Below are 25651 nucleotides of genomic sequence, written 5' to 3'. Positions count from 1 at the left end.
AAAGTAAAAGTTGAGGACCGTAGTAATGTGCCGGCAGCTGAAAAGAACGTTCACTGGATTGAAGTAGAATATTACGATGGCTTATATAATAGCAATATCGAATTCTCAATAGAACCATATAAAGTTGCCGATACTGGCTGGATTGGAGAGTTATATTCAAATACGAGCCTTTCGGGTGTACCAGTTATCTTAGGAGGAGAAAATGCTCTCGAACCGATTCAAAATCTAAATTTTGATTGGGGAGCGCAATCTCCACATCCATTCATTCCTAGGGATAACTTTTCAGCTCGATTTTTACGGAAAATAAATGTGAGTAATGAAGGCTATTATAGATTCAATTTGGCTGCAGATGATGGCATTAGATTAATAGTAAATGGGAAAAAAATTATTGACTCTTGGATTGATAGTAATAGCATCAGAGATGGTTTTGTATATCTTCCTAAAGGTCAACACGAAATAATAGTTGAGTATTATGAGAGAGCAGGAAATGCAAAATTAAACTTAAACTTCGAACTCACTGATTACGTTTTTGTGAGAAAAGAAGAAACTGTTGGAATGAATTGGGGGATGGGGAGTCCTGGAGAAGGAATATCTTCTGATGGATTTTCTGCAGTATTTGACCAATCTAGATTCTTTGAACGAGGCGATTATTTTGTTCAAACATTGGCAGATGATGGAGTGAAGGTCGAAGTTGATGGTAAATACTTAATTGATCGTTGGTCTGATTCATCTGGCAATATTGATAGAAGCCTTTGGCTAAATGTCCCAAGAGATCATCATTCCATAATCACTCATTACTATGAAAATAGTGGAAATGCATTTATCTTTTCGGATATAGTTCCATTAGGAGATTGGGTTGCATACTATTATTCCGACAAAAATATTGGTGGAAGTCCAGTTACCTCTAAGGTAATTTCGTCGCCTAGTAGCAAATTGAGCTTTGCAGAGAATAACGGAAGCGGGAGTCCAGTTCCAAATAAAGTATCTACTGATAATTTCTCCGCAAAATACTCTACAGCAGCTAGATTAAAAGAGGGAAGCTACATTATTAGAACGAAAGCTGATGATGGTGTAAGAGTATACTTAGATGGTGAATTAATTCTTGATAGATGGAGTAACAGTTCGCTAAGAGAAGACTCTATCTTGGTCAATATAAGTGATAGAAAGAATGTTAGTTCAAATGAAGCAAACATACACTGGATAGAAGTAGATTACTTTGAAAACACCGGACAAAGTTCAATAGAATTTGAGATTGTACCATTCAATCAAACTGACTATCAAAATCAGTGGATTGGCTTCGTGTACCCTAACAAAAACCTAACTGGCAATCCAGTAGTATTAGGTGGAGACAATTCTCTATACCCAATTACTAACTTAAACTTTAATTGGAAGAATGGATCTCCAAGTCCAATGGTGTCAAGTGATGGGTTTTCGGTAAGGTTCAAAAAAAGAGAGTATTTTGATAAAGGTACTTACACAATATATGCCCATTCAGATGATGGTGTAAGAGTCAAGGTTGATGGTCAGGTTGTAATTGATTCATGGTATAACGCAGGGGTTAATGGGATTGAAAAATATGTTAATATTCCACTTAATTCTGGATACCATGACCTTGAAGTGGAGTATTTTGAAAACATTGGCGATGCTTATATAAACTTATCTATATCAAAGTCTACTGATTTTCGTGTTCCTAATCGACCAGCACCTTATGGGCCAGATTTTTATGAAGTATCTAATGGTATCTTATACCATTATTTAGGGACACCGGAAAACAGAACAGCAAAGATTTATGTCAGTCCTGCTCCTTCTTTCTTAAAAGAGGGAAAAGTATATGTTAAAGATAGTGAAGATAAATTTTATGAAAGAACACCTTTTAGCGACGTATATGTCGGAAACTATCTTCCACCATATAAAGGTCTTGATTTAAGGTTACCTTCAACGGTTACAGCACAACAAATTGATAGTTACATTAAATCAATAGTGCCTGAAAGTCCATTAATTGGGTATGGAGCTGCCTACGTAGAAGCCCAAAAGAAATATGGTGTAAATGCATTATATTTAGTAGCACACTCTCTAGTAGAAAGTAACTGGGGAAGGTCTAACATTGCAAAGTATAAACATAACCTTTTTGGTTTTGGGGCATATGACAGTTGTCCATTTGAATGTGCATATTATTTCCCATCCTTTACTGAGAGCATTTATTATACTGCATATTATATTAGAACCAATTATCTGGATTCTAATGGAAAGTGGTATGGTGGTTCTCCTACGTTAAAGGGTATGAATGTGAGATATGCCACTGACCTTGATTGGGCTGAGAAAATAGCAGGCTTAATGCAACGAATTAAAGGGTACAATTCTTCTGAATATCAAAATGTGTCAGTTCTTCCAATTACGGATGGTCCACCTCCAGCTCCAGGACGAGATATACCAAACGGTGGTGAGTTCACGGTATACCCAGCTGGAGTTAAGGGATTAACAACTACTAGGGTAAACTTTAGAACTGATCCTGTTGTATCATCTCAAACTTATATTAGGACTCTAGATGAAAATACAGATTTGGAAGTTTTAGGTACTAATAACCAAGGGTGGTATAAAGTGAAAATTGGTTCAGAACAAGGGTGGATTTCCAGTGAATATGTTAATGTTCTAAACCTTTTAAAGGTAAATATTAGCTCTGGAAACTTAAATATCCGTTCTGAACCATCAACAAATTCAAGTATTGTAGGTAGCCTATCTAAGGATAGCTTTGTTGAAGCTGCATTAGAAAATAATAATTATGTTCTTTCTAACGGATGGTATAAAGTAAAGATTCCTTCTACTAGCTATTATGGTTGGGTATCAGGAGAGTTAGTTGTGCAAGTTGGAAGAAGGTAATATATGGGGTTGGCTCATGAACAATAAAATTGAGCCAACCTCTTTTTATTTTTAAAGACTCGATATAATGTTACAGAAATGTTTTAAATAATGTTTCCTTATTGACAAAAACTTGATTTAATAAGAAAATTAGTGATAGTGTTTTAACTTAAATGTTGAGATGTATCTCTCATAATTTATGTAGAGGTGATTTTTGTGGCTTTAGAAAGATCTACAGGAAGTAATTATTATGGAAATTTGTACTCCAATAAATATTTAAAAAATGAGGAAATTTCTTTTACTTCTATAGTCGAGAATAAAAAAAGATATTTATTTTTAAAAAGGGTACTTGACATTGTTATTGCGTTAATTGCATTAGTTGTTGCTTTTCCAATAATTGCCTTTACATCTATTCTTATCAAGTTAGAATCTAAAGGTCCAGCCTTTTTTACACAAGAGAGAATGGGTTTGAATGGTAAAAAATTCTATATTTATAAGTTGCGGTCAATGAGAGTAGATGCTGAAAAAGATGGTCCACAATGGGCATCTAAAAACGATAGTCGTGTTACTAGAGTTGGAAAGTTTATACGAAAAACAAGAATTGACGAACTCCCACAATTGATTAATGTATTAAAAGGAGACATGAGTATTTTTGGCCCTAGACCGGAAAGACCAGTTTTTGTTGAACAATTTTCAAGGGAAATTCCAGGTTTTGAAAAAAGACTTTTAGTTAAGCCTGGTTTATCTGGATGGGCACAAGTAAATGGTGGTTATGACATTTCTCCAAAAGAAAAATTAGAATATGATTTGTTTTATATTCAAAATATGAATATGAAGTTGGATTTTTTAATATTTGTTAAGACAATTAAAGTACTAATTACAGGTGATGGTGCAAGATAAAAGCTCTTATGGGAAATTATATTTCCCTAGAGCTTTTTTTTTATACCTTTTTAAAAAATTAATCCTTCTGTTTTTTTTATTATTAAATAGGGGATAAAAATAGTGTAGGATAAATTATTTGATTAAAATCGAAGGGATTTAGACAATGAATATAAGTATAATAACTGCTTCTTTATTGTCATTTTTCATTGCAATTACAACAACGCCGATTATAAAAAAATTAGCTGTATATATGAAAGTCATTGATTATCCAGATGAGAGGAAAGTTCATAAAAAAATAATGCCAAGAATGGGAGGTTTATCTATATTTTTGGCCTCAATCGCAGGGATAACTTTTCTAAATTTATATTCCAATGATTTAGGGATTATTTTTCTATGTGGGTTACTAATTTTGTTATTAGGAATCATTGACGATGTATTTCGTTTAAGTGCAAGGGTTAAGTTGTCTATAGAGCTTTTCGTAGCTGTTTTGATCGTACTTGATGGTATAAGGATAGAAACACTATCTTTACCTTTTTCTGATGAGAAGTTATTTTTAGGTAATTTCTCTTACCTTATTACTGTCTTATGGATTGTCGGCATAATAAATTCAGTTAATTTAATTGATGGGTTAGATGGTTTGGCGGCAGGAATCTCATTTATTAACTTACTATCGATAGCTATAATGGCTTACATGGCGGGGGAAGTAGTAATTTTAACTTTGAGTGCTATTGTAATGATGAGTACTTTAGGCTTTTTATTTTACAACTTTTATCCCGCTAAAATTTTTATGGGCGATACAGGGTCTCTCTTTTTAGGTTATGTAATTGCAATTCTTTCTCTCCTTGGCATGTATAAAAGTGTAACTCTCTTTAATATGATAATTCCGATAATTATTCTTGGGGTTCCAATCACTGATACATTTTTTGCTATTATAAGAAGGATATTAAATAGAAGACCAATATCTGAACCAGATAAGTCTCACCTACACCATAAACTTATGAATTTGGGGTTATCCCATAGAAATACTGTTTTGACGCTTTATGGAGTAAGTATTGTATTTAGTCTACTTGCCTTTATTTTAGTATCTTCTACATTATGGGTTTCAAGTATCATTATAATATTATTTATAATATTAGTGCAGGCAATAGCTGAGACTGTTGGTTTGGTAAATGATAAGTATAAACCATTTTTAAGTTTATTCAAAAAAATATGGGAAAGAAGAAAGAACCTTGTCTAGGACAAGGTTCTTTTATTTAATATTACCAAGGTTTTGGAGGTCCAAATGACTTCTGAGTTCTTCTTGAATCTCTGTCAAGGATAACTCATCAGGTTTGAAATAATAAACCCCATTTTTATAATCATCGTTTCCAGATATAGTTAAGGTTTCAATAGAAGCAGAATTAAAGTCACTAAACTTGTTTTGTAACGCTAATAACTCAATAACCTTAATGTTAGTTTGGACATTATTACCGATATGATTGCTAATTTCATCAATTTTAAACAGGTTGTTCGCTAGAGTCATTTTTTCAATCGCTGCCATTATGATCTGTTTTTGACGGTCATTCCGCCCAAAGTCACCTCTTGGGTCTTGTTTTCTCATTCGAGCATAAGCTAAAGCTTCTTCACCGTTTAAATGCATTTCTCCTTCTGTGAATTGAATATAAGTCCCGTCTTCGTCACTTTTTTCTTTAAAATCGAAAGGTACTTCAATCGTTACTCCACCGATTTCATCAATGATATCTTTAAACCCTTGAAAGTTTACAGTTGCGTAGTAATCAATAGGGATTTCGAGTAAATGTTCTACAGATTTAATAGTCTCTTCCTTACCACCGTATGCGTATGCATGATTGATTTTATCAACTTTATCTGTTTTTTCTATATAAACTTCGGTATCTCGAGGAATACTAAGAAGCTTCATCGTACTGGTATTAGGATTAAAGGTTGCTACTAGGAGAGAATCAGTTCTTCCATTCGCTCCTCCACTTGAGTAATCTTCGATTCCCATTAATAAGACGGAAAATGGATCCTTTGTAATTTCGACATTGTCTAAGCGAAGATTGGATTTTTCTCCTCTTTCTAATTCCTCATAGGAGCTATTGGCAGCACTTAATGCTGAAATCATGACGTACCCAGAATATCCAACGATGCTTAATAAAAATAAAAGTAGAACAAGTAATAGCCGTCTTAATCTACGCTTTTTTCTCTTTTTTTGTTTTCTGACCATTCGTTTGCCATGTTCCATGGTGTTTTCCCCTTTACATACTAATCTCTTTCTCCAAATACTCTGTCACACTTTCCTCTATTTCTGCTTTTCCGTTCGTTAGCTCGACCATCCACTCTTTGAACGTCTCTTTTTCTTCTTCTTTTACATACGTCTCAATGATGACGTCTTCTAAGTAGTGAATTTCTTTAACGATGTATTCGGAGTTACGGAGTTCGTTTTCAAGTTTGCCAAGCCATGTATAGTCAACCTTTGTCTTTATAATGCGCATTAATTTGCGTTCTACTACGCCGATGTTATTGAGCCCTTCTGAGACGGCTTTGCCGTATGCACGGATTAAGCCACCTGCGCCTAGCTTAATTCCCCCGAAGTAACGGGTGACGACAGCGACAGTGTCTTTTAATTGACGCTTTTTCAAAACTTCAAGCATCGGTACGCCAGCAGTACCGCTAGGCTCTCCATCATCATTTGCTTTTTGAATATGATCATGTTCGCCGATGAGATAGGCAGAACAATTGTGCGTCGCGTTCCAATGTTTCTTTTTTATTTCTTGTATGAACTGTTGTGCTTCTTCTTCAGTTTTGGCACGACTTAAATAACAGATGAATCTTGATTTTTCAATGACAATTTCATGCTCACCGTATTCTTTAACGGTATAATAGGATGTAAGCACGCTTGTCCACCTCCTTTAAAGGATTTGGCAAGAGAATTAAGACATTCTGCTCTTTTAAAAGTATATATATTATGGAAGAATAATGAGACAATTACATTCTTCTATTATAAAACGACAAATTTCTTACATCAATTGAAGTTTTGGTTACAAGTTTTTAACAATGGAGGTTTTAACAGTGGATTCCAAAACTTTTGATTCAAAAGTTTTAGATAAAATCATTGAGAATATGCTTCAAGCTGTTCAAAATAGTAAAAATGAAATTTTTAAAATTGGGGAAACCTCTCGCCAGGAATATGAAAACTTAGTACGAGAGTTAAAAGTGATAAAAGAACAGGTCAATGAAGTCATTGATAAAAGTGATAAATTGGCAATTCAATCGAAATATGCACGGCAGCGCCTCGTAGAAGTGAACCGTAATTTTCAAAAGTTTACAGAAGAAGATATTCGGGTAGCTTATGAAAAGGCGCATGCTCTTCAGCTTGAGCTAGCAACGTTAGTAGAGAAAGAAAAGCTTTTAAGAAACCGACGTGATGAATTGGAGCGACGTCTTGTTGGATTGCAAGATATGATTGAGCGGTCTGAACATTTAGTCGGGCAAATCTCCGTTGTGCTTAATTACTTAAACCAGGATCTTCGTCAAATGGGAGACGTACTTGAGGATGCTCGTCAAAAACAAGAGTTCGGCTTACGAATTATCGAGGCCCAAGAAGAGGAGCGGAAACGCTTATCACGTGAAATTCACGATGGTCCTGCACAACTATTGGCAAACGTACTGATGCGTTCTGATTTGATAGACCGAATCTTTCGTGAGAGAGGCACAGAAGAAGGGTTTAAGGAAATTCGGAGCTTCCGTGAAATGGTTCGAGGAGCTTTATATGAAGTGCGACGAATTATCTATGATTTGCGTCCGATGGCTTTAGATGACTTAGGTTTGATTCCAACCCTCAGAAAATACTTAGCGACGGTCGAAGAATATGATGGGAATACGAAAATTGTCTTCCATTCACATGGGACAGAAGAGGAGCGCCTACCAACGCAATTTGAAGTGGCACTTTTTCGGTTAGTTCAAGAAGCGGTTACAAACGCATTGAAGCATGCCGAAGCATCACAAATTGACGTAAAAGTAGAAGTGCTAACTGATAAAATCAACCTTGTCATTAGAGACAATGGAAAAGGCTTTTTAGTCAACCAAGTTCGTGCAGAAAAGAAAAATTCCTTTGGTTTGATGGGAATGAAAGAACGCGTTGAGTTGTTGGATGGGAAAATAGTCATTAACTCAATGCCGGGACAAGGAACTGTAATCGTGATACAAGTCCCTCGAAATGCGTAATTTGACGGATTGACGCTTTTTAGATAAAATCGCGACAATGGTAGTGGGAGGAGTAGACATGACGGATAAAATTAAGATAGTTTTAATAGATGACCATCAGTTGTTTCGTGAAGGTGTTAAACGTATTTTAGATTTTGAACCTGCGTTTGAAGTAGTAGCAGAGGCAGAGGACGGAAGCCAAGCTTTAATGGTTGTTCAAGAAAATGATCCAGACGTCATAATCATGGATATTAACATGCCAAATGTAAACGGCGTTGAAGCAACGAAGCAGTTAGTCGAAGCAAACCCAGACGCAAAAGTGATCATCTTATCGATTCACGATGATGAAAACTACGTAACACGTGCCCTAAAGACGGGAGCCCAAGGGTACTTACTAAAAGAAATGGACGCCGATACGTTAATTGACGCGGTGAAAGTAGTAGCCGATGGTGGATCCTATTTACACCCGAAAATTACACATAATTTAGTAAAAGAATTCCGTCGCCTTGCATCTCAAGGACAAGTGACTAATGTTCACCAAGTACCGACGGAAATTCGCAGACCATTACATATTTTAACTCGGCGCGAATGTGAAGTATTACAAATGCTTGCTGACGGAAAAAGCAATAGAGGAATTGGCGAAGCGCTATTTATCAGTGAAAAAACCGTTAAAAACCACGTAAGTAACATTTTACAAAAAATGAATGTAAACGACCGTACTCAAGCTGTTGTCGTAGCCATTAAAAACGGCTGGGTTGAGGTTCGATAAGTGGAAGAGAGCCCAAGCTTACATGCTTTGGGCTCTTCTTATATTTCGGAATAGGGGCGGATTCGTGCGCTGTCGAAACGCTCGGGATCATGCAGGTATCGCCCAAATGAGAAGCATCGCCGCCCAAGTGTGAGAAGTTTACGCTCAAGTACGTGAGAGCATCGCCCGAATGGTAAGGAAATACGCCCAAGTACGTGAGATTATCGCCCAAATGTGAAGGATATACGCCCAAGTGAGAGAGCACGGCCCAAGTGTGCAGGGTATCCGCCCAAGTGAGAGAGAGCACGGCCCAAGTGTGCAGGGTATCCGCCCAAGTGAGAGAGAGCATCGCCCGAATGTGCAGGGCATCGCCCAAGTGTGTATGAGCACGGCCCAAGTGAGAGAGAGCATCGCCCGAATGTGCAGGGTATCGCCCAAGTGCGTATGAGCACCGCCCAAATGTGAGGGATATCCGCCCAAGTGAGGAAGAGCGCGACCCAAATGTGGAGGGTATACGCCCAAATGTGAGGAAGTATTGCCCAAGAGAGCAGGATACTTGTCTAAGTAAGTGAAAGCGGCACCCAAACTTTCTGGGGAATCCGCCCCATCCATAAAAAATGAAGACGAAATTCTTAATCGAATTTTTCGCTTTAAGAAGGATTTTACACTTCCATCATGAATAGTACTATTGTCAATTTTAAAAAGAAGGTGAAGTATTGATTTTGAAAGAAAGGAAAAAACCGATCAAACTTCTTGCGCTAGAGGCTCTTTTCCGAAGAATCCCGCAAGACCACATCAAAAAAGAGTGTATTGAGAGTGAACTAATTAAAAGAAAAGCGGGGTATAAAGGTGAACGGAATTTAGATTTTCATTTATCTTATTGTGACCTAGATGATGCGTTGATACTAAACGATGTAAGATTGATCATAAAGAACTCCCCTTTTCAGGTTGATACAATAATTATTTTCCCACACTTTATCCTCTTAATTGAATCGAAGTACTATATGGGCACCCTCACCTTTGATGATCATTTCAAACAAATGAGAAGAATTATAGGAGATGACGAAGAGGCCTATTTGCATCCAGTTTTGCAAGTGCAACGACATTCTATGTTGTTTCGTCAATGGTTATTATTAAAGAATATCCCCATTCCTACTGTTGAATTTGTTGTGGTCATGAGTAATCCAAGCGTTGTTCTAAAGTCGGGTGAGACAGAGTTAAGCCGAAACATTATTCGCATTGACTCTCTTTATCATTTTATCAATGACTTAAAAAGGAATAATTCAACAGCTACTATATCAAAGGTCATGAGAGGAAAAATGGCTAACCTAATTCTTCAAAATCATGCTGAACATCATCCAGATATTTTAAATCAATTTCAAATACAACCGAGAGACATCATCTGCGGAGTTCAGTGCCCTCATTGTAAGTTTATCCCTATGCAAAGAAAACGAAAAAAATGGTATTGCACACGATGTCATGAGTATTCTACCAACGCACATTATGAGGCAATTAACGATTATTTTTTACTTTTTAAAAACTATATAACCAATCAAGAGGGGAGAGATTTCCTTAAAGTAGATTCTCGTTATGTAGTCAAACGACTGTTAAGATCTTTGAATCTTGAGGAAAGAGGAGAGACGAGTGGTAGGAAGTATTACTGGAAGAGGAGTTTATGAGGGTACACCACACGTCAAGCAGGCGAAGCCTAAGTTTACAGGGAAATCGCCTAAGTGAGTGAAAGTATCGCCCAAGTGTGCAGGGTATCCGCCCAAGTACGTATGAGCACCGCCCAAGTGTGTAGGGTATACGCCCGAGTGTGTATGAGCACGGCCCAAATGTGAGGAGTATCCGCCCAAGTGAGTGAGAGTACGGCCCAAGTGTGCAGAGTATCCGCCCAAGTGAGAGAGAGCACGGCCCAAATGGTAAGGAAGTCCGCCCAAATATGTAAAATCATCGCCCAAATTTATTGGATTACCCCTGCTACAAACGACTACAACCAATTCCTTTAGTGGAAAAATTCGCCCCTCTATGGAAACCTAATGAAATCTTTCGGCTTTTTCGATAAAATAATAAGAGTGAAAAAACTATTGGTTAAGGATGGTATATACATGAAAATTGCGATCGTAACGGATAGTACGTCGTATATCCCAAAAAATGTGCGTGAGGAATTGAACATTCATATGATTCCTCTTAGTGTCAATTTCGGACAAGAATCGTACCGGGAGGAGTTGGACATCACTGCCGAGCAGTTTTGGGAAGAATTAAAGGTTCGAGAAGAGTTACCAACGACATCTCAACCGGCAATCGGTGAGTTTGTTGAGTTATTTGAGCAATTAGCAAAAGAATATGATGCAGTCATCTCGATTCATCTTTCAAGTGGTATTAGCGGAACATACAATGGTGCTGTAACAGCTGGACAAATGGTTGAAGGAATTCAAGTGTATCCTTTTGATTCTGAAATTAGCTGTATGGCACAAGGCTTCTATGCGATGGAAGCGGCACAATTAGTACAAGCAGGGAAAACACCTGAAGAAATTATCCAGCATTTAGATGAAATGAAGAAAACAATGCGCGCTTATTTCATGGTCGATGATTTATCTCATTTACAACGTGGTGGACGATTAAATCGTGCGCAAGCGCTCGTAGGAAGCTTACTTCAAATTAAGCCGTTGTTGCATCTCGAAGACAAAGTAATCGTGCCGTTTGAAAAAGTGCGTACGCAGAAAAAGGCTATCAAACGTATTTATTCTCTATTCGATGAAGATGCGAGTACGGGCGCTCCATTACGTGCGACCGTTATTCATGCGAATCGACCGGAAGAGGCAAAGAGTATTTTGGAAGAATTGTCTGCTAAATATCCTCATGTTGAGTTTTATGAAAGTAGCTTTAGTCCAGTTATCGGAACTCATTTAGGGGAAGGTGCTTTAGCGGTCGGCTGGTACAAATTAGTGTAACGGTCGGCCCCGACCCTTTCTTCACGTTAATCGTAGCATATGTTGCTACGATTCCCCTTTTTCCTTTCAGATCTATTTTCTCCATTGAAATCCTCATTTTTAAAGGAGTTGATTCCAATTCGCGGATTACATTTACGAGAAGAGGAATTTATTTTAAGTGATTCTCAAGATGTAGAAATAGAACAAGGAGTGATACGAAAAAACAACGCCTATTTCTGTAACCGCTGTGGAAATGAAGACCCATCCATGTTTGCCTCTTATCAGTGTGCTCGATGCGAGAAAGAATGTACATACTGCCGAAGCTGCATCATGATGGGGCGAGTGAATGAATGCACATCTTTAGTCAGTGCGCCCATTCGTGCCCCGCTAAAACCAAGGCCTATTCAGTTGAAGTGGGATGGTACGTTATCTAAAGGACAAGAAAAAGCTTCAAATCAATTAGTGAACACATTAGCTAAAAATGAATCGTTATTAATTTGGGCGGTGTGTGGAGCAGGGAAAACAGAAATTTTATTTCGCGGAATTGAAAAGTCGCTTCAAGATGGAAAATATGTTTGTATTGCAACCCCTCGGTCAGACGTTGTTCGTGAACTGGCCCCTCGACTAAAACGAGTATTTCCTGATGTAGAACTGACTGTTTTATACGGAGGAAGTGAGGATCGAGGGAAAATCTCCCCGCTTGTCATCGCTACGACACACCAGTTACTCCGATATAAAGAAGCGTTTGATGTAATGATTATTGATGAAGTGGATGCCTTTCCTTATTCAGTCGATGCCACTCTCACTTTTGCTGTTCAGAAGGCCCGCAAACCAAAAAGTTCCCTCATTTATTTAACTGCTACCCCTTCAGAAAAAATGAAACGAAAATTTCCTTCTTCGCACATCGTGAAAATCCCCGCGCGTTACCACGGATACCCCTTACCGATTCCGACCTTTCAGTGGTGTGGAAATTGGAAAAAAGCCATTCAAAAAGAAAGACTTCCAAAAGTTATTACCCATTGGATTCAGCATCAATACGAAAATCACTATCAAGCTTTTTTATTTGTTCCCCATGTTTCCATGTTGAAGGCAACAGTTCCGTTGTTATCCAAAAAGTACCCTAATATTGAAGGGGTGTATGCGGAAGACCCCGATCGAAAAGAGAAAGTGGAGCGATTTCGAAAGGGGGATGTACGCATTATGGTAACGACAACCATTTTGGAAAGAGGTGTGACGATTAAAGGGGCAAACGTCGCTATCTTTGGGGCAGACGATCCTGTTTTTACGGAAAGTGCACTTGTCCAAATTGCGGGACGGGTCGGACGAAGCCAAGAACGACCTACAGGTATCATCACGTTTTTTCACGGTGGGAAAACAAATGCTATGGTCGATGCGAGAGACCATCTTATTACAATGAATCGATTAGCGAAGAAAGAAGGGCTATTAAGAGCATAACCTTTTTTGTCAATTCTTCAAGCGCAATCATCGAAGATCCCCTAGCTTCCTTCCAAGATAGGTGAATAGTGTATGTTTTTCTTGTTGTTACAGAAAGTTTAAGTTCAATAAAGTGTTAAAGTATTCTCTTTACAGTTTTTTGGGTATCTAGCTCCAAGCGCCATCAGCTCGGGTCACTTCGGCCCTGCTGTGGCGACGGAAGCCTCCTCGCAGGTCCTCCAGCGCCATGCGCCTAAGGACTTGCGCTTTGTGCTTTTCTTATTTAATCTTTCGGTGAATGCAACTAAATAACCAGCGAAGAATTGAAGAAATGAGGAAATAATAGGTCCTTTCGAATAAGAAAGGAAAAAACAACGATTGGAGTCGTTCTAATACTGAAAAATTGATAGTTTTTACCTGTCTGATTTTCTTTTGTTTTTCCTTTATGAACTCATGCATGGAATTGCGCCTATAAATGAACGAAAAAATCTATGATGATGGTTCCGGTTCTACTGAAACCGTTAAGACTTTCGGCTTGTTTTTTTACACATTTCAACAAAATAAGACAGATATAGGGAAGATTGTCGAAGATTCTTTTTCCATGTAAAATCTTCAATTGTTGAGCGTACGCTCCAAAGTAGAGAAAAGGAGAGAGTAAGTTGGACTGGATACATTTAACATCCTTTTCGATTATAGCTTTATTTATGATTTCACTTTTGACATACAACGCTGTTTTAACAAGACAGCTAAAGCTTTTGAAAAAGAGTATGTATGTCGTTATTAAACAACAAGATGAACTGAAAAAATCTTTGCAGCCTAGTATACGCACAAAGCTTATGAAATCAAACAGTTAAGGGAGGAGAAAAAAATCTACATTTTACATTCACTTAAAAAACATACGAGGTGATGGAGATGGAACAACATGTACAGCAGCGCGGGATACTCGTCAAACCTGCATGGAAAGTCATGCGGTTTGCGCCCGTATTTGAGCTTTTCATCTTATCGTTAGATCTTGCCCTTATTTTTCAATCATTCCTAGCATTTCTTGTGGCGACCGCGATTTTCTTAACGGTCTATCCTTTAAAAGAACTGCGCATTTTATTTTTCGCGATGGGATGGGGAATCGTCGGCTGTTGGATAGGATTTATGTTCGATAGCACGGCCGGCATGATTATTTTATCAATTTTATTTTTCTTTACTTCATTTGGCGTGCATATATTTGGATTAGAGGACTTATTAGACGCCGAAAAGTAGATCTAGGTAAAGGGGAATGGAAATGGAACGTATTACGAAAACGCGTAAACAGCGTATCGAAGAACAGCGGAAACAAAAGCGAAAACGTATCGTTTATTCTGCGGCAGCGCTCACGGTTACAACAGTTCTATTAACGGCAGGCAACAACGTGAAAGCGTGCGATTGTGTAGATGAATACGTTGTAAAAGCTGGGGACACATTGTATTCGTTAGCGAAACGGTATGGCGTGACAGTTGAGCAATTAAAAGAAAAAAATAATTTGAGTAGCAATCTCATTCACGTCGGACAAACCTTACACGTTCCGTTTTTGAATGAGCGCAAAGAATTGCCGTTTGTTGGTGAACGGAAACATATTATTCAAAAAGGCGATACATTATGGGAGTTGTCGAAGCGTTATGGTGTTAGTGTGGAAACACTTCAACAGGTCAATCAACTCAAAAGTTCAATCCTAATCGTTGGCCGGGCGCTAATCATCCCAGAGAAAAATATAAACGCCACTCACTACACTGTTCAGCCAGGTGATACATTGTATTCTCTTGCTAAACGTTTTCGAGTAACGATTGAAGATTTAAAGAAAGAGAATGGCTTACAACATGATATTGTCTACATTAACCAAAAACTACAAATCCCTTCACAACATACATTCCGTCAGCAAGCTACTTTGGTCGGGGCTGTTGACACAACGTCTTTAGAATTTCTCATTGAAGGGATGCCAGTAGTAGTGGAAGTGTCGTATGGCGCGACACAATCCTATAAGTCCCTTTCTGGTCAAAAGGGATGGTTAACGTATACAATTTCGGGGGAATCAAACCGCCCGGCGTTGATTAGTTTTGAAAGGGAGTCTTAAGACTCCTTTTTTTTATCGTCAGAAAAAAGGAAAATTTTAATAGTCTTTGCAAACGAAGATAGAAATCTCTTGTTCTTATGTAATTTTTTCCACTATAATAGTAAAAAAGCAAACTTTCTTACATAAAGGTCCTCATTTTTTTATATTAGTTTCGAAATGTTTTATTGTGATAAACATATAATGGTGCCAAAGATGTAGTTATGAATAAAAGTTAACCGCTTTCGCCCTACAGTATGCTACGAAAATAAATATATAAAAAGAGAGTTGGAGGTAGCAAGGATGGTAATCAATGCGATGGAGAAGATAATGGCTGAACTTTTAGAGGAGTATTTAGATCAACTCCAGATGAGTTGTACATGTGAGGCATGCAAAGCAGATGTATTAGCCCTCGTATTAAACAAAGTAAAACCACGCTATGTAACCGATGAAGGGAAAGTCGCTTATGTGAAAGCGAAATACATTGATAAGCAAGAGTTAACATCGTTAATCGTTGAATTAGTAGAGTGCGCCAAAATCGTATCGAAACAACCGACCCACCAACAAAAAGGAGAGGAGAACAATTAATTGCTTATGTTGCCATAAAGAGATGAAAGTAGTCCATCTTTGGCAGTTTGTTTTTTGGAAATTGGATTTACGTCCACTCTGTATAGAATGTGAAAGGGAATTCGAGCGAATCACTGAACCTATTTGTCTAAAATGCGGACGGCCTCAGCAAGATGACGCCGTTTGTAGCGATTGCGTCGAATGGGAGAGGCGTCTAGGAACTGAGAGAACTTTACGACAAAATCGCTCTATTTTTCTTTATAGCGATTGGATGAAAGAATTGATGAATCGTTATAAATTCCGAGGAGATGCGATACTTGCCCAAATCTTTCAACCTTATCTTCAACAAGCGAAAAAGCGTTATTTTCCCCATGCGCTTACGATTATCCCAATCCCTTTAGCGGAAGACCGTTTACTAGAACGTGGGTTTAATCAAGCGCTCCTACTTGCGCAACTTCTAAATCTCCCTATCATTGAACCTCTTAAAAAAGGAAAATCCTCCAAACAGTCAAAAAAATCTCGCCATGAACGAATCCATTCAAAGAACCCATTTTTTGTTTCTGATCCTCAATTGGTTATAGGGAAATCGATTCTTTTAATCGATGACATTTACACGACAGGTACAACGTTACATCAAGCGGCTATCAAACTATACGAAGCGGGTGCAAAGGATGTCCAATCATTAACATTAATTAGAGGTTAACTTTTTGTAAATTCTCCCGATATAATAAGTAGTAATATTGACATGAAGGAGCTTAAAACATGGGGGAACTAGCAAATTGTCCAAAGTGTAATGCTTTATTTATAAAATCAACGTTTAAAACCATTTGTGATGCCTGCTTTAAAGAAGAGGAGAAAGCGTATGAAACGGTTTATAATTTCTTACGTAAGCGGGAAAATCGTACGGCAACGTTGTTAGAAGTGGTCGACGGAACGGGTGTTTCAGAAGACTTGATATTAAAATTTATTCGTCAAAAACGTTTGCAGCTTTCAAACTTTCCGAACTTAGGGTATCCATGTGACAAATGTGGGAAGGCGATTCAGGACGGAAAGTTGTGCACAAATTGCGCGAAAGAGCTAAAAGCTGAAATTGAAAAGCTACAAAAGTTTGATGAATGGAAAAAGGATAAAGGGGACAATGGTTCCACATACTATGCTAATAAGCCTAAAAAAGATTAATTTCTTAAATAAATAAGAGAACAACCGATAATATAAGTAAGAAAATCGTGCATCGGAAGGAGTGAAACAATGAGAATTCAAAACTATCGGACGAACGGGATTGACTTATACAATAAGCAAGTGGAAAGAAATCAACCAAAATCAGAAGTAAAGCAAAAAGAAGATAAACTCGAAATTTCAAAAGAGGCGCAAGCATTACAAAAGTCAAAGGAAATGATCCAACAGCGTCAAGAAAAGGTTCAACGAATTGAACAGCAAGTTCAAAGCGGGACTTATTCAATCAATGCAAAAGAAATCGCCAAAAGCATGATTGACTTTTTCCGTAAGCAATAAGGGGGCTTAAACAAGTGAACGCAACAAAGCTTATTGACTCGTTGGAAAAGCTACTTACCCTTCATGAACAATTATACGAAATAGCGACGGAAAAAACGGTTGTATTAAAGGAAAATAAAGAGCTGTCACACTTGCAGGAACTGTTAAAAAAAGAGCAGTTGCTTGCGCGGAAAATTCAGCAAACGGAACAAGAGCGGATTTTTTTAACAAAACAATTTTTAAACGGTTCAGAAGATCAAAGTTTAACCGCATGCATCAACAAAGCAGAAGGAACGGAAAAAGATAAGCTACAAGAGATGCATGTACGGTTTATTGAGATCATGTCTAAGCTAAAGGCAGCCAACTACTTGAACCAACAGCTTACACATCAAGCGTTACAATTTATCAATTTCACGCTTGATACGGTCATGCCGCAGGAGAAAAGTGTAACGTATCGTCATCCGAATCATCAAACAGAAAACGTTCCGAAGCAACGTTCCATGTTTGATTCGAAAGCGTAACGGAGGAATCAAAATGAGTTCGACATTTTTAGGAATAGAAATAGCAAAAAGTGCGCTTCGTGCTCAACAAAGCGCATTGTATACGACAGGACATAACATTGCGAATGCGAATACACCTGGTTACACAAGGCAACGTGTCAATTTAGAACAAAACAACCCGTATCCAGCTCCCTCTTTAAACCGCCCAGAATTGCCAGGGCAAATCGGAACGGGTGTTGCACAAAGTGAAGTACAACGTGTTCGGGATGGATTTCTAGACGTTCAATACCGAGGAGAAGCGAATAAACTCGGTTACTGGGATTCCCGTGCCCAAGCGCTTGAAAAAATGGAAGAAATCATGAACGAGCCGTCAGATGCCGGATTAGCCGCGACGATGGACCAATTCTGGCAATCGCTGCAAGACCTCGCCTTAAACCCGACGAATGCAGGGGCACGTGCCGTCGTGAGAGAACGGGGGATTGCTGTAGCGGAAACTTTTAATTACTTGTCGAATTCCTTAACTGCTATTCAACAAGATATTAAGAGTGAAGTTGATATAACGGTAAAAGAAGTCAACTCGTTATTACGTCAAATTAACAACATCAATACACAAATTGGTGAAATTGAACCGCACGGGTATTTACCAAATGATTTATACGATGAACGAGACCGCTTATTAGATCAACTATCATCGCTTGTGAACATTAAAGTCACACCTGTTTCAAGTGGTGGAAATGCCAAAGAAATTGCAGAAGGAAAAGTAACGGTTGAATTAATGGATGAAAATGGTCGTTCACTCGGAACGATTGTAGACGGGAAAAACTTAAAAGTAAAAGAGCTTTCGGTTAAATATGATGGAAGTAATGGCCTTGTAAGCGGAATTTCGTTTGGAACTACAGATGTTAAAATTCAAGATTTTACGTCTTCTGGAAAGTTACTTGGGAATATTCACTCGTATGGGTATACATACACGACGGGCAGTGGAACAGTCGTGAAAGAAGGACTTTATGAAGAGATGATTCAAAATCTCGATGCTTTAGCCTATGACTTTGCAACGAAGTTCAATCAAATTCATCAATCAGGGTGGAGTGTTTCCGATATTCAAGCAGGTACTCAAACACCGAAAGAATTCTTTGACGTTTCGGGAGCGAATTCGGATAAATCGGGTGCGGCTTCAAGTATTAAGTTATCTGGAGACATTCAATCGCTTGATGATATCGCAGCCTCTAAAACAGGGAATATGGGGGACGGATCAAATGCCGTTGAGTTAGCGGAAGTGAAAAATAGTAGCTTTTCTATCAACGGAAGCTATACAACCGTTCAAAACTATTACGAAAGTTTAATAGGTGGAATGGCTGTAGACGCTCAAGAAGCGAATCGTCTGAAACGAAACTCAGAAGAACTAACGTCAGCTGTAGACTTGCGCAGACAATCGGTCAGCGCAGTTTCGCTTGATGAAGAGATGTCCAACATGATTCAATTTCAGCACGCATACAATGCAGCTGCTCGAATGATTACGTTACAAGACGAAATTTTAGACCGAATCATTAACAATATGGGATTAGTTGGAAGGTAGGTGACGACCAATGCGTGTAACACAATCAATGCTCGCGCAAAACTCATTACGAAACATTAGTAGCAGTTACGAGAAATTAGGCAAATATCAAGACCAGCTCGCAACCGGGAAAAAAATCACCCGCCCATCCGATGACCCTGTCGTTGCGATGAAAGGGATGTATTACCGAACGAACTTAACAGAAGTCGAACAATATAAACGTAACATTTCCGAAATTTATCAGTGGATTGAAAACTCTGAGGCGGGGCTTGAGCATACGAACCAAGCGCTACAGCGTACGCGTGAGCTGCTTGTCCAAGCTTCAAACGGTACAAACAGTGGAAGTGACTTAGAAGCCATCGCTGCTGAAATCAAACAAATTAAAAGTGATATTGTAACAGTAGCAAATACACAAGTAGCCGGTCGTTACATTTTTAACGGAACGGTGACAGATCAACCACCAGTACAAGACGGAGATCCACCAATTGCGACTATCAATACAGATTCGTTTATGGTAGAAGTGTCAAAAGGTGTAAAGCTTCGCGCGAATGTTAATGCGAACAATGTATTTGGTCAAGATCTATTTGATACGTTACAAAGCATTCAAAATGCTTTAGAGTCTGGAAATCAATCCAATTTAAGTGACTTATTGAAAGAGCTAGATGGACATTTAGACCAATTAAATGCGGAGTGGTCTGAATTAGGGGCACGTTACAACCGTGTTGAATTCGTCGACAATCGAATTCAAAATCAAGAAGTGATTGCAAGCCGCATTTTATCCGATAATGAAGATGCGGATATGGAAAAGGTCATTGTTGATCTGAAAACACAAGAAAGTGTGCACCGTGCCGCATTGGCAGCCGGTTCGAAAATCATTCAGCCTACTTTAGTCGACTTTTTACGATAATAAATTGAAGGATCCAATTTTGGGTCCTTTCTTATTATGCGAGGAGTGAGATAGATGAAACTACCTCAAATTCGTTTGGAATCTCAACAGGCGAGAATTAGCATGACAACGACTCCACCTCATCAATCAATCGAACAACCGCAGGCGGAGCTAGACATTCAAAATCCTAAAATTGAAATGGAAATTCACCGCACACCTTCTAAATTAACCATTGACCAAACAAAAGCATGGGAAGATATGGACTTAAAACATATCTTTCGACGAATTGAAGAATATGCCGAAAACGGCTATCAAGATTGGTTAAATGGATTAGCGAGAATGACCGAGCAAGGAAATGAATTAATGAAGATTGAAGACGGTGGAAATCCAATTGCAACTCAAGCGAAATTTAACAGTGAGTCACCGACGAAAGAATTTAATGTTGGCTGGGTTCCATCTCATTTTAGTGTGAAAATAGATTACAATCCAGGTAAGGTTGATATCGAGTGGAAGGCGCAACCTGCCGTCAACAACTCAAAACCGAAAAAGCCAATTGTTGACTACAAGCCTGGCAATGTGAACATTGAAATGGAACAAAAAGCAAATGTAAAGGTAGACTTTGAAAACTTATTGTTTAAAGGGATTAATTTTGAAATGAAAATATAAAGGTTGTGTGAAGGATGAAGTTACAAACAAAATATCATGGAGAAATCGAGATAAAAGACACAGAGGTTATTGAGTTCTCTACAGGAATCCCAGGATTTATCAATGAAAAGAAATTTGTCATCCTGCGTCTTGAAGAGGAATCGCCGTTTTTTATATTACAATCAGTTGGTACGCCTGAACTTGCATTTGTCTTAGCTATCCCGTTTCTCTACTTCAAGGACTATGAGATTGAGTTAGATGAAAATACGATTTCCCAATTACATATTGAGCGTGAAGAAGACGTGTCTGTGTACTCGATTTTAACCGTTAAAGATCCGTTTGAGCAAACAACTGCCAACCTCCAAGCACCAATCATTATTAACAATCAATCAAAGCGTGGCAAGCAAATCATTCTGACAAACACCTCTTACAAAACGAAACATGTACTTTTTGAACGAATGAAAGAGGAGGTGTAAGCCGTGCTCATCTTGTCCCGAAAATTAAAACAATCGATCATGATTGGTGATGACATCGAAATTACCGTTACAGCGATTGAAGGAGACCAAGTCAAAATCGGCATTAAAGCACCTAAAAACATCGATATACACCGAAAAGAAGTGTATCAAGACATCCAAACCGAAAACGAATCGGCGTCTCAAATCTCTCTGGATCTCCTTAGTAAAATAAAAATGAAAGAAATTGAAAAAAAGGATTAAAACTTGATCATCCTCTTCCGATATAAATAGTGGAAGGTGCTACTTAGTACCGAAAACTGGCCCACAAGGACGTCGGCCGTAAAATTCAAGGAGGAATGATTTTTTATGCGTATTAATCACAACATCGCGGCGTTAAATACGTACCGCCAATTAACAGCAGGCTCTATGGCTTCATCTAAGTCTATGGAGAAATTATCATCTGGTCTTCGTATCAACCGTGCAGGTGACGATGCAGCCGGATTATCTATCTCTGAAAAAATGCGTGCGCAAGTACGTGGTTTAGAGCAAGCTTCTCGTAACGCACAAGATGGTATCTCTATGATTCAAACAGCTGAAGGTGCGTTAAACGAAACTCATGCGATTTTACAACGTATGCGTGAACTTTCTGTTCAAGCTTCCAACGATACGAACAGCGCTGACGACCGTGAGGCAATCGGTGAAGAGTTACTTCAATTAAAAGACGAAATCGATCGTATCTCTAAAACAACTGAGTTCAACGGAAAGAAACTTTTAAACGGTGACTTAGCTCCTACAGTATCTGGTGGTACTGCTTCTGTTGGTACAATGTTAACTACAACTGCGAATGCAACAATCTCAGACATCGATGTATCTGGTGCACTTGGTAGTGAAACGTATACACTTTCTAATGCTGGTGGTGGCCAGGTAACATTAACTCGTAGTAGCGACTCTGTTGCTCAAACAATTACACTTGACGCAACAATCGGTGCTGACGGTAAAATGACACTTGACTTCAACGAATTAGGCGTTAAGTTAGAACTTACAGGGGACTCTGCAAAAACAGCAGGTGACATCGCTACAGATTTAGATACGTTAAACATCACAACTGGTGCAAATGCATCTGCAAGTTTCGCAATTGGTTCTAACGGTACTGCGAACGAAAAGTTAAACGTTTCTTTTGATAAAATGGATTCTACTACATTAGGTACAGGTGTAGGTAGCTACATCAATAACGTAGTAACTGGTCCTGCAAACTCAATTGTTGACACATCTACAAAAGCAGACGCTTTAACAGCAGTTCTTGACGATGCAATCAAGCAAGTATCAACTCAACGTTCTAAACTTGGTGCTGCGCAAAACCGCTTAGAGCACACAATCAACAACTTAGGAACAGCATCTGAGAACTTAACAGCAGCTGAGTCTCGTATCCGTGACGTAGATTATGCCTTAGCTGCCTAGGCAGTGACAGGCACAGTCGTCCTAGCTGGAAACGGCTAGCGATTACGACCGGGTGAATTGCTGGAAACCCCTTAGAGCCTTTGATGCGACAACGTAGCTGGAAACGGCAAGCGTGAGCGCTTGAAAAATCAAAGGATTGGGCAATCGAGCAGCCAAGCTCCTGTGAGGAAACTCTGGAGAAGGTTCAACGACTAGGGTAAACCACCTAAAGCGAGAGCCATGGTGATGAAACCCGTAGGTGAAGCGATGGTGAGAGACATCGTGAATCCGAAGTGCCCGGCCCCTAACAGTTGAAGCTGAGGGTGAAGAGATAGTCTAGTCATTTGTGAAAGCAAATGTTCGCACGATGGCGAAAGAAATGATGGAGTTCACAAAGAACAACATCCTCTCTCAAGCAGCACAATCAATGCTTGCGCAAGCAAATCAGCAACCACAAGGAGTACTTCAGTTACTTCGTTAATTATCATAATTAATAGAGCTGTCTCATTAGAGGCAGCTCTTTATTTTTTAAAAAAATCCTGAATTTCTGTTAAACATTTAAAAATTCTTCCGATATAAGTATTGAAAGGTAAACATTAACTAAATATGCGCTATTTTAAATAATTAATAGGACTACTCAAGGATGAGTGAACATTACTTATTTTCTTTCTGCAGGATGCAGATAGAAGGTAGGTTTGTTTGCTCATCCTTTTTTACTTATATGTAGTGGTATTTGTCGTAATTTGTAGAAATGTTTTCCTTGAAGAAATCATTATCCATAGTAAGATTATTGTCATGGGTAAAAAGAACTATATTTAACAAATAAATTTAGATTGAAATTTTTGATATGTAAAAAAGCGAAAGGGGAGCTTTATATGCTTGTACTTGGTCGAAAACCTGGTGAATACGTTGTAATCAATGACAATATTAAAGTGAAAGTTGTAAAGAGCAATAAAGGTGATTTGCGGCTCGCCATCGACGCACCTAAGAATGTTCCAATTGTGCGTGGCGAAGTTTATGAAACGAACATGAAATCACAACAATCTGTAAAATAAATTGCTACTAACTCAAGGATGAGTGTCAATGGTATTGAATGTGCAGGATGCACAATATCATTGCCACTCATCCTTTTTTTTATCCCCTTTTGCTTATGGTTTTTGGGTTAATACCCTCTTCAAAAGAGGTTATTAATAAATACATTGGGAAAACGGATGTTCCCAACAAAAAAATATCAAAACACGGAGGTAATGAAACATGAGAATTAACCACAACATTGCGGCGTTAAATACTTACCGCCAACTTTCTGCAGGTTCTGCAAATGCATCAAAGTCTATGGAAAAACTATCTTCTGGTCTTCGTATTAACCGTGCAGGTGACGATGCAGCCGGATTAGCAATCTCTGAAAAAATGCGTGCACAAGTTCGTGGGTTAGAGCAAGCATCACGTAATGCACAAGATGGTATTTCTTTAATTCAAACGGCTGAAGGTGCACTAAACGAAACACACGCAATTTTACAGCGTATGCGTGAGTTAGCTGTTCAAGCATCAAACGATACGAACACTTCTGATGATAGAACTGAATTACAAAAGGAAATGAACCAGTTAACAGAAGAAATTAATAGAATAGGAAATAATACTGAGTTCAATACAAAGAAATTAATAAATGGAGATTTAACTGGTGCAGGAAGTGGAGCTACTCAAGTTAATGTAACTTTTGATTTTTCAGGAATTGGAGCTGGACAAACTGGTAGTACAGTTTTAACAATTGGAGGGACAGACTACACAATTGCTTGGGATAGCGGTACTGCCAATGATAATTCTGGAGCAAGTGACAATTTTAATGCAGCAACAAAAACAATTACTATTGCAACAGGAACAACAGATCCAAGCAACGTTGGAGATCGTATTGAAGCACAGCTTTTAGCAATGCGTGGTGCAGATCCTTCACTTTCTATTTCCGAATTTGACTTTAGTGGTAGCTCTGGTGAAGATTTGCAAATAGTTGCTACTACTGGTGGTGCCTATGATGGATCTGCTGGTCAAGGAATGGTACAGTTTAAAAGTGGTGTAAATCCTGTAACAACTGTAAATGCGGAAGGTTCTAATGGAACAAACGGTACAGCATCATTCCAAGTTGGTGCAAATGCTGATCAACAATTCTCTGTTTCAATAAATGATATGAGAGCTGTTGCACTCGGTCTAGCTAGCACTACTGCCGGTGGAGATGCAGACGGAGGTGCTGGATCTTCGGTCTTTGCTTCTGGAGCAGCTAACCAAATTACAAAAGATGTGACATCTGGAACTGAGTATGCGTTAGATATTTCTGACGCTACAAAAGCTACGGATGCTATTGCAGTAATTGATAATGCTATTAAAACAGTTTCTCAAGAGCGTTCAAAACTAGGTGCTTATCAAAATCGTCTAGAACACACAATTAACAACTTAGGAACAGCATCTGAGAACTTAACAGCAGCTGAGTCTCGTATCCGTGACGTAGATTATGCCTTAGCTGCCTAGACAGTGACAGGCACAGTCGTCCTAGCTGGAAACGGCTAGCGATTACGACCGGGTGAATTGCTGGAAACCCCTTAGAGCCTTTGATGCGACAACGTAGCTGGAAACGGCAAGCGTGAGCGCTTGAAAAATCAAAGGATTGGGCAATCGAGCAGCCAAGCTCCTGTGAGGAAACTCTGGAGAAGGTTCAACGACTAGGGTAAACCACCTAAAGCGAGAGCCATGGTGATGAAACCCGTAGGTGAAGCGATGGTGAGAGACATCGTGAATCCGAAGTGCCCGGCCCCTAACAGTTGAAGCTGAGGGTGAAGAGATAGTCTAGTCATTTGTGAAAGCAAATGTTCGCACGATGGCGAAAGAAATGATGGAGTTCACAAAGAACAACATCCTCTCTCAAGCAGCACAATCAATGCTTGCGCAAGCAAATCAGCAACCACAAGGAGTACTTCAGTTACTTCGTTAATT

Annotated in this window: 26 protein-coding genes and 2 pseudogenes; 26 read left to right on the top strand and 2 right to left on the bottom strand. The window is 38.8% G+C overall.

Translation table 11 applies throughout. The features are described from left to right. Positions 1 to 27: 27 nt before the first annotated feature. From ML543_RS16755 to ML543_RS16745, 3 genes are all read left to right on the top strand, one after another. A complete protein-coding gene (locus ML543_RS16755; RefSeq protein WP_243388549.1) occupies positions 28 to 2877 on the top strand; it encodes a PA14 domain-containing protein in 2850 nt (949 codons plus the stop codon). A gap of 237 nt (positions 2878 to 3114) precedes the next feature. After that, on the top strand, positions 3115 to 3756 hold the full coding sequence (locus ML543_RS16750; RefSeq protein ID WP_279326730.1) for a sugar transferase: 642 nt from the start codon (positions 3115 to 3117) through the stop codon (positions 3754 to 3756). 145 nt (positions 3757 to 3901) lie between these two features. Then, positions 3902 to 4975, top strand: coding sequence for a glycosyltransferase family 4 protein (locus tag ML543_RS16745; protein WP_243388548.1), 1074 nt, complete (start codon positions 3902 to 3904; stop codon positions 4973 to 4975). A 12-nt stretch (positions 4976 to 4987) separates the two neighbouring features. Here the strand turns inward: ML543_RS16745 and ML543_RS16740 are convergent, their stop codons facing one another. Together ML543_RS16740 and ML543_RS16735 are read right to left on the bottom strand one after the other, a co-directional pair. Then, positions 4988 to 5980, bottom strand: coding sequence for an LCP family protein (locus ML543_RS16740; protein WP_243388547.1), 993 nt, complete (start codon positions 5978 to 5980; stop codon positions 4988 to 4990). Between the two features lie 13 nt (positions 5981 to 5993). Continuing rightward, on the bottom strand, positions 5994 to 6632 hold the full coding sequence (locus tag ML543_RS16735; protein WP_243388546.1) for a YigZ family protein: 639 nt from the start codon (positions 6630 to 6632) through the stop codon (positions 5994 to 5996). Positions 6633 to 6792: 160 nt separating this feature from the next. Between ML543_RS16735 and ML543_RS16730 the strand changes: the two genes are divergently transcribed. The 23 genes and pseudogenes from ML543_RS16730 to ML543_RS16615 all read left to right on the top strand — a co-directional run. Continuing rightward, on the top strand, positions 6793 to 7962 hold the full coding sequence (locus tag ML543_RS16730) for a sensor histidine kinase (protein WP_243388545.1): 1170 nt from the start codon (positions 6793 to 6795) through the stop codon (positions 7960 to 7962). A 58-nt stretch (positions 7963 to 8020) separates the two neighbouring features. Next, the gene (locus tag ML543_RS16725; RefSeq protein WP_243388544.1) at positions 8021 to 8710 is read left to right on the top strand and encodes a response regulator; all 690 of its coding nucleotides are present in this window, start codon (positions 8021 to 8023) and stop codon (positions 8708 to 8710) included. Positions 8711 to 9405: 695 nt separating this feature from the next. Continuing rightward, complete coding sequence (locus tag ML543_RS16720) at positions 9406 to 10368, top strand: nuclease-related domain-containing protein (RefSeq protein WP_243388543.1); 963 nt, start codon at positions 9406 to 9408, stop codon at positions 10366 to 10368. Positions 10369 to 10800: 432 nt separating this feature from the next. Then, positions 10801 to 11646, top strand: coding sequence for a DegV family protein (locus ML543_RS16715; protein ID WP_243388542.1), 846 nt, complete (start codon positions 10801 to 10803; stop codon positions 11644 to 11646). Between the two features lie 108 nt (positions 11647 to 11754). Continuing rightward, the gene (locus ML543_RS16710; RefSeq protein ID WP_243388541.1) at positions 11755 to 13080 is read left to right on the top strand and encodes an ATP-dependent helicase ComFA; all 1326 of its coding nucleotides are present in this window, start codon (positions 11755 to 11757) and stop codon (positions 13078 to 13080) included. Positions 13081 to 13718: 638 nt separating this feature from the next. After that, positions 13719 to 13913 (top strand): hypothetical protein, encoded by a 195-nt coding sequence (locus ML543_RS16705; RefSeq protein ID WP_243388540.1) that lies wholly within the window; start codon positions 13719 to 13721, stop codon positions 13911 to 13913. A gap of 58 nt (positions 13914 to 13971) precedes the next feature. Further along, positions 13972 to 14313 (top strand): hypothetical protein, encoded by a 342-nt coding sequence (locus ML543_RS16700; RefSeq protein ID WP_243388539.1) that lies wholly within the window; start codon positions 13972 to 13974, stop codon positions 14311 to 14313. Positions 14314 to 14335: 22 nt separating this feature from the next. Further along, on the top strand, positions 14336 to 15160 hold the full coding sequence (locus ML543_RS16695; RefSeq protein WP_243388538.1) for a muramidase family protein: 825 nt from the start codon (positions 14336 to 14338) through the stop codon (positions 15158 to 15160). 279 nt (positions 15161 to 15439) lie between these two features. Then, positions 15440 to 15724, top strand: a complete 285-nt coding sequence (comFB, locus tag ML543_RS16690; protein ID WP_243388537.1) for a late competence protein ComFB — start codon at positions 15440 to 15442, stop codon at positions 15722 to 15724. A gap of 262 nt (positions 15725 to 15986) precedes the next feature. Next, the gene (locus ML543_RS16685; RefSeq protein ID WP_243388536.1) at positions 15987 to 16406 is read left to right on the top strand and encodes a ComF family protein; all 420 of its coding nucleotides are present in this window, start codon (positions 15987 to 15989) and stop codon (positions 16404 to 16406) included. Between the two features lie 59 nt (positions 16407 to 16465). Further along, positions 16466 to 16882: a TIGR03826 family flagellar region protein gene (locus tag ML543_RS16680; RefSeq protein WP_243388535.1), complete on the top strand. Its 417-nt coding sequence runs from the start codon at positions 16466 to 16468 to the stop codon at positions 16880 to 16882. 69 nt (positions 16883 to 16951) lie between these two features. Further along, positions 16952 to 17215, top strand: a complete 264-nt coding sequence (flgM, locus tag ML543_RS16675; protein WP_243388534.1) for a flagellar biosynthesis anti-sigma factor FlgM — start codon at positions 16952 to 16954, stop codon at positions 17213 to 17215. Positions 17216 to 17229: 14 nt separating this feature from the next. Then, a complete protein-coding gene (locus tag ML543_RS16670) occupies positions 17230 to 17715 on the top strand; it encodes a flagellar protein FlgN (protein ID WP_243388533.1) in 486 nt (161 codons plus the stop codon). A 13-nt stretch (positions 17716 to 17728) separates the two neighbouring features. Next, positions 17729 to 19270, top strand: a complete 1542-nt coding sequence (gene flgK / locus ML543_RS16665) for a flagellar hook-associated protein FlgK (protein WP_243388532.1) — start codon at positions 17729 to 17731, stop codon at positions 19268 to 19270. Positions 19271 to 19280: 10 nt separating this feature from the next. Next, on the top strand, positions 19281 to 20156 hold the full coding sequence (flgL, locus tag ML543_RS16660) for a flagellar hook-associated protein FlgL (RefSeq protein WP_279326727.1): 876 nt from the start codon (positions 19281 to 19283) through the stop codon (positions 20154 to 20156). Between the two features lie 54 nt (positions 20157 to 20210). After that, positions 20211 to 20801 carry a DUF6470 family protein gene (locus tag ML543_RS16655; protein WP_243388531.1) on the top strand — a complete coding sequence of 197 codons (591 nt, stop codon included), beginning with the start codon at positions 20211 to 20213 and terminating at the stop codon, positions 20799 to 20801. A 14-nt stretch (positions 20802 to 20815) separates the two neighbouring features. Continuing rightward, positions 20816 to 21256 (top strand): flagellar assembly protein FliW, encoded by a 441-nt coding sequence (gene fliW, locus ML543_RS16650; protein WP_243388530.1) that lies wholly within the window; start codon positions 20816 to 20818, stop codon positions 21254 to 21256. 3 nt (positions 21257 to 21259) lie between these two features. Further along, positions 21260 to 21496 (top strand): carbon storage regulator CsrA, encoded by a 237-nt coding sequence (gene csrA, locus ML543_RS16645; protein ID WP_243388529.1) that lies wholly within the window; start codon positions 21260 to 21262, stop codon positions 21494 to 21496. A gap of 105 nt (positions 21497 to 21601) precedes the next feature. After that, complete coding sequence (locus ML543_RS16640) at positions 21602 to 22693, top strand: flagellin N-terminal helical domain-containing protein (protein WP_243388528.1); 1092 nt, start codon at positions 21602 to 21604, stop codon at positions 22691 to 22693. A gap of 346 nt (positions 22694 to 23039) precedes the next feature. Continuing rightward, positions 23040 to 23153, top strand: a pseudogene (locus tag ML543_RS16635) (flagellin); the annotation flags it as partial. A gap of 394 nt (positions 23154 to 23547) precedes the next feature. After that, entirely contained in the window at positions 23548 to 23727 is a 180-nt protein-coding gene (locus tag ML543_RS16630) for a carbon storage regulator (RefSeq protein ID WP_243388527.1), read from the top strand. Positions 23728 to 23926: 199 nt separating this feature from the next. Continuing rightward, positions 23927 to 25189 (top strand): flagellin N-terminal helical domain-containing protein, encoded by a 1263-nt coding sequence (locus tag ML543_RS17005; protein ID WP_279326726.1) that lies wholly within the window; start codon positions 23927 to 23929, stop codon positions 25187 to 25189. Positions 25190 to 25535: 346 nt separating this feature from the next. Next, positions 25536 to 25649 (top strand): annotated as a pseudogene (locus tag ML543_RS16615) (flagellin); the annotation flags it as partial. Positions 25650 to 25651 lie beyond the last annotated feature (2 nt).

It is taken from the genome of Bacillus kexueae (assembly GCF_022809095.1).
In the GTDB taxonomy this organism is placed as follows: Bacteria; Bacillota; Bacilli; order Bacillales; family Aeribacillaceae; genus Bacillus_BZ; species Bacillus_BZ kexueae.
Note: the sequence above shows the minus strand (reverse complement) of the source record. Positions and strands in the feature narration are given on the sequence as shown.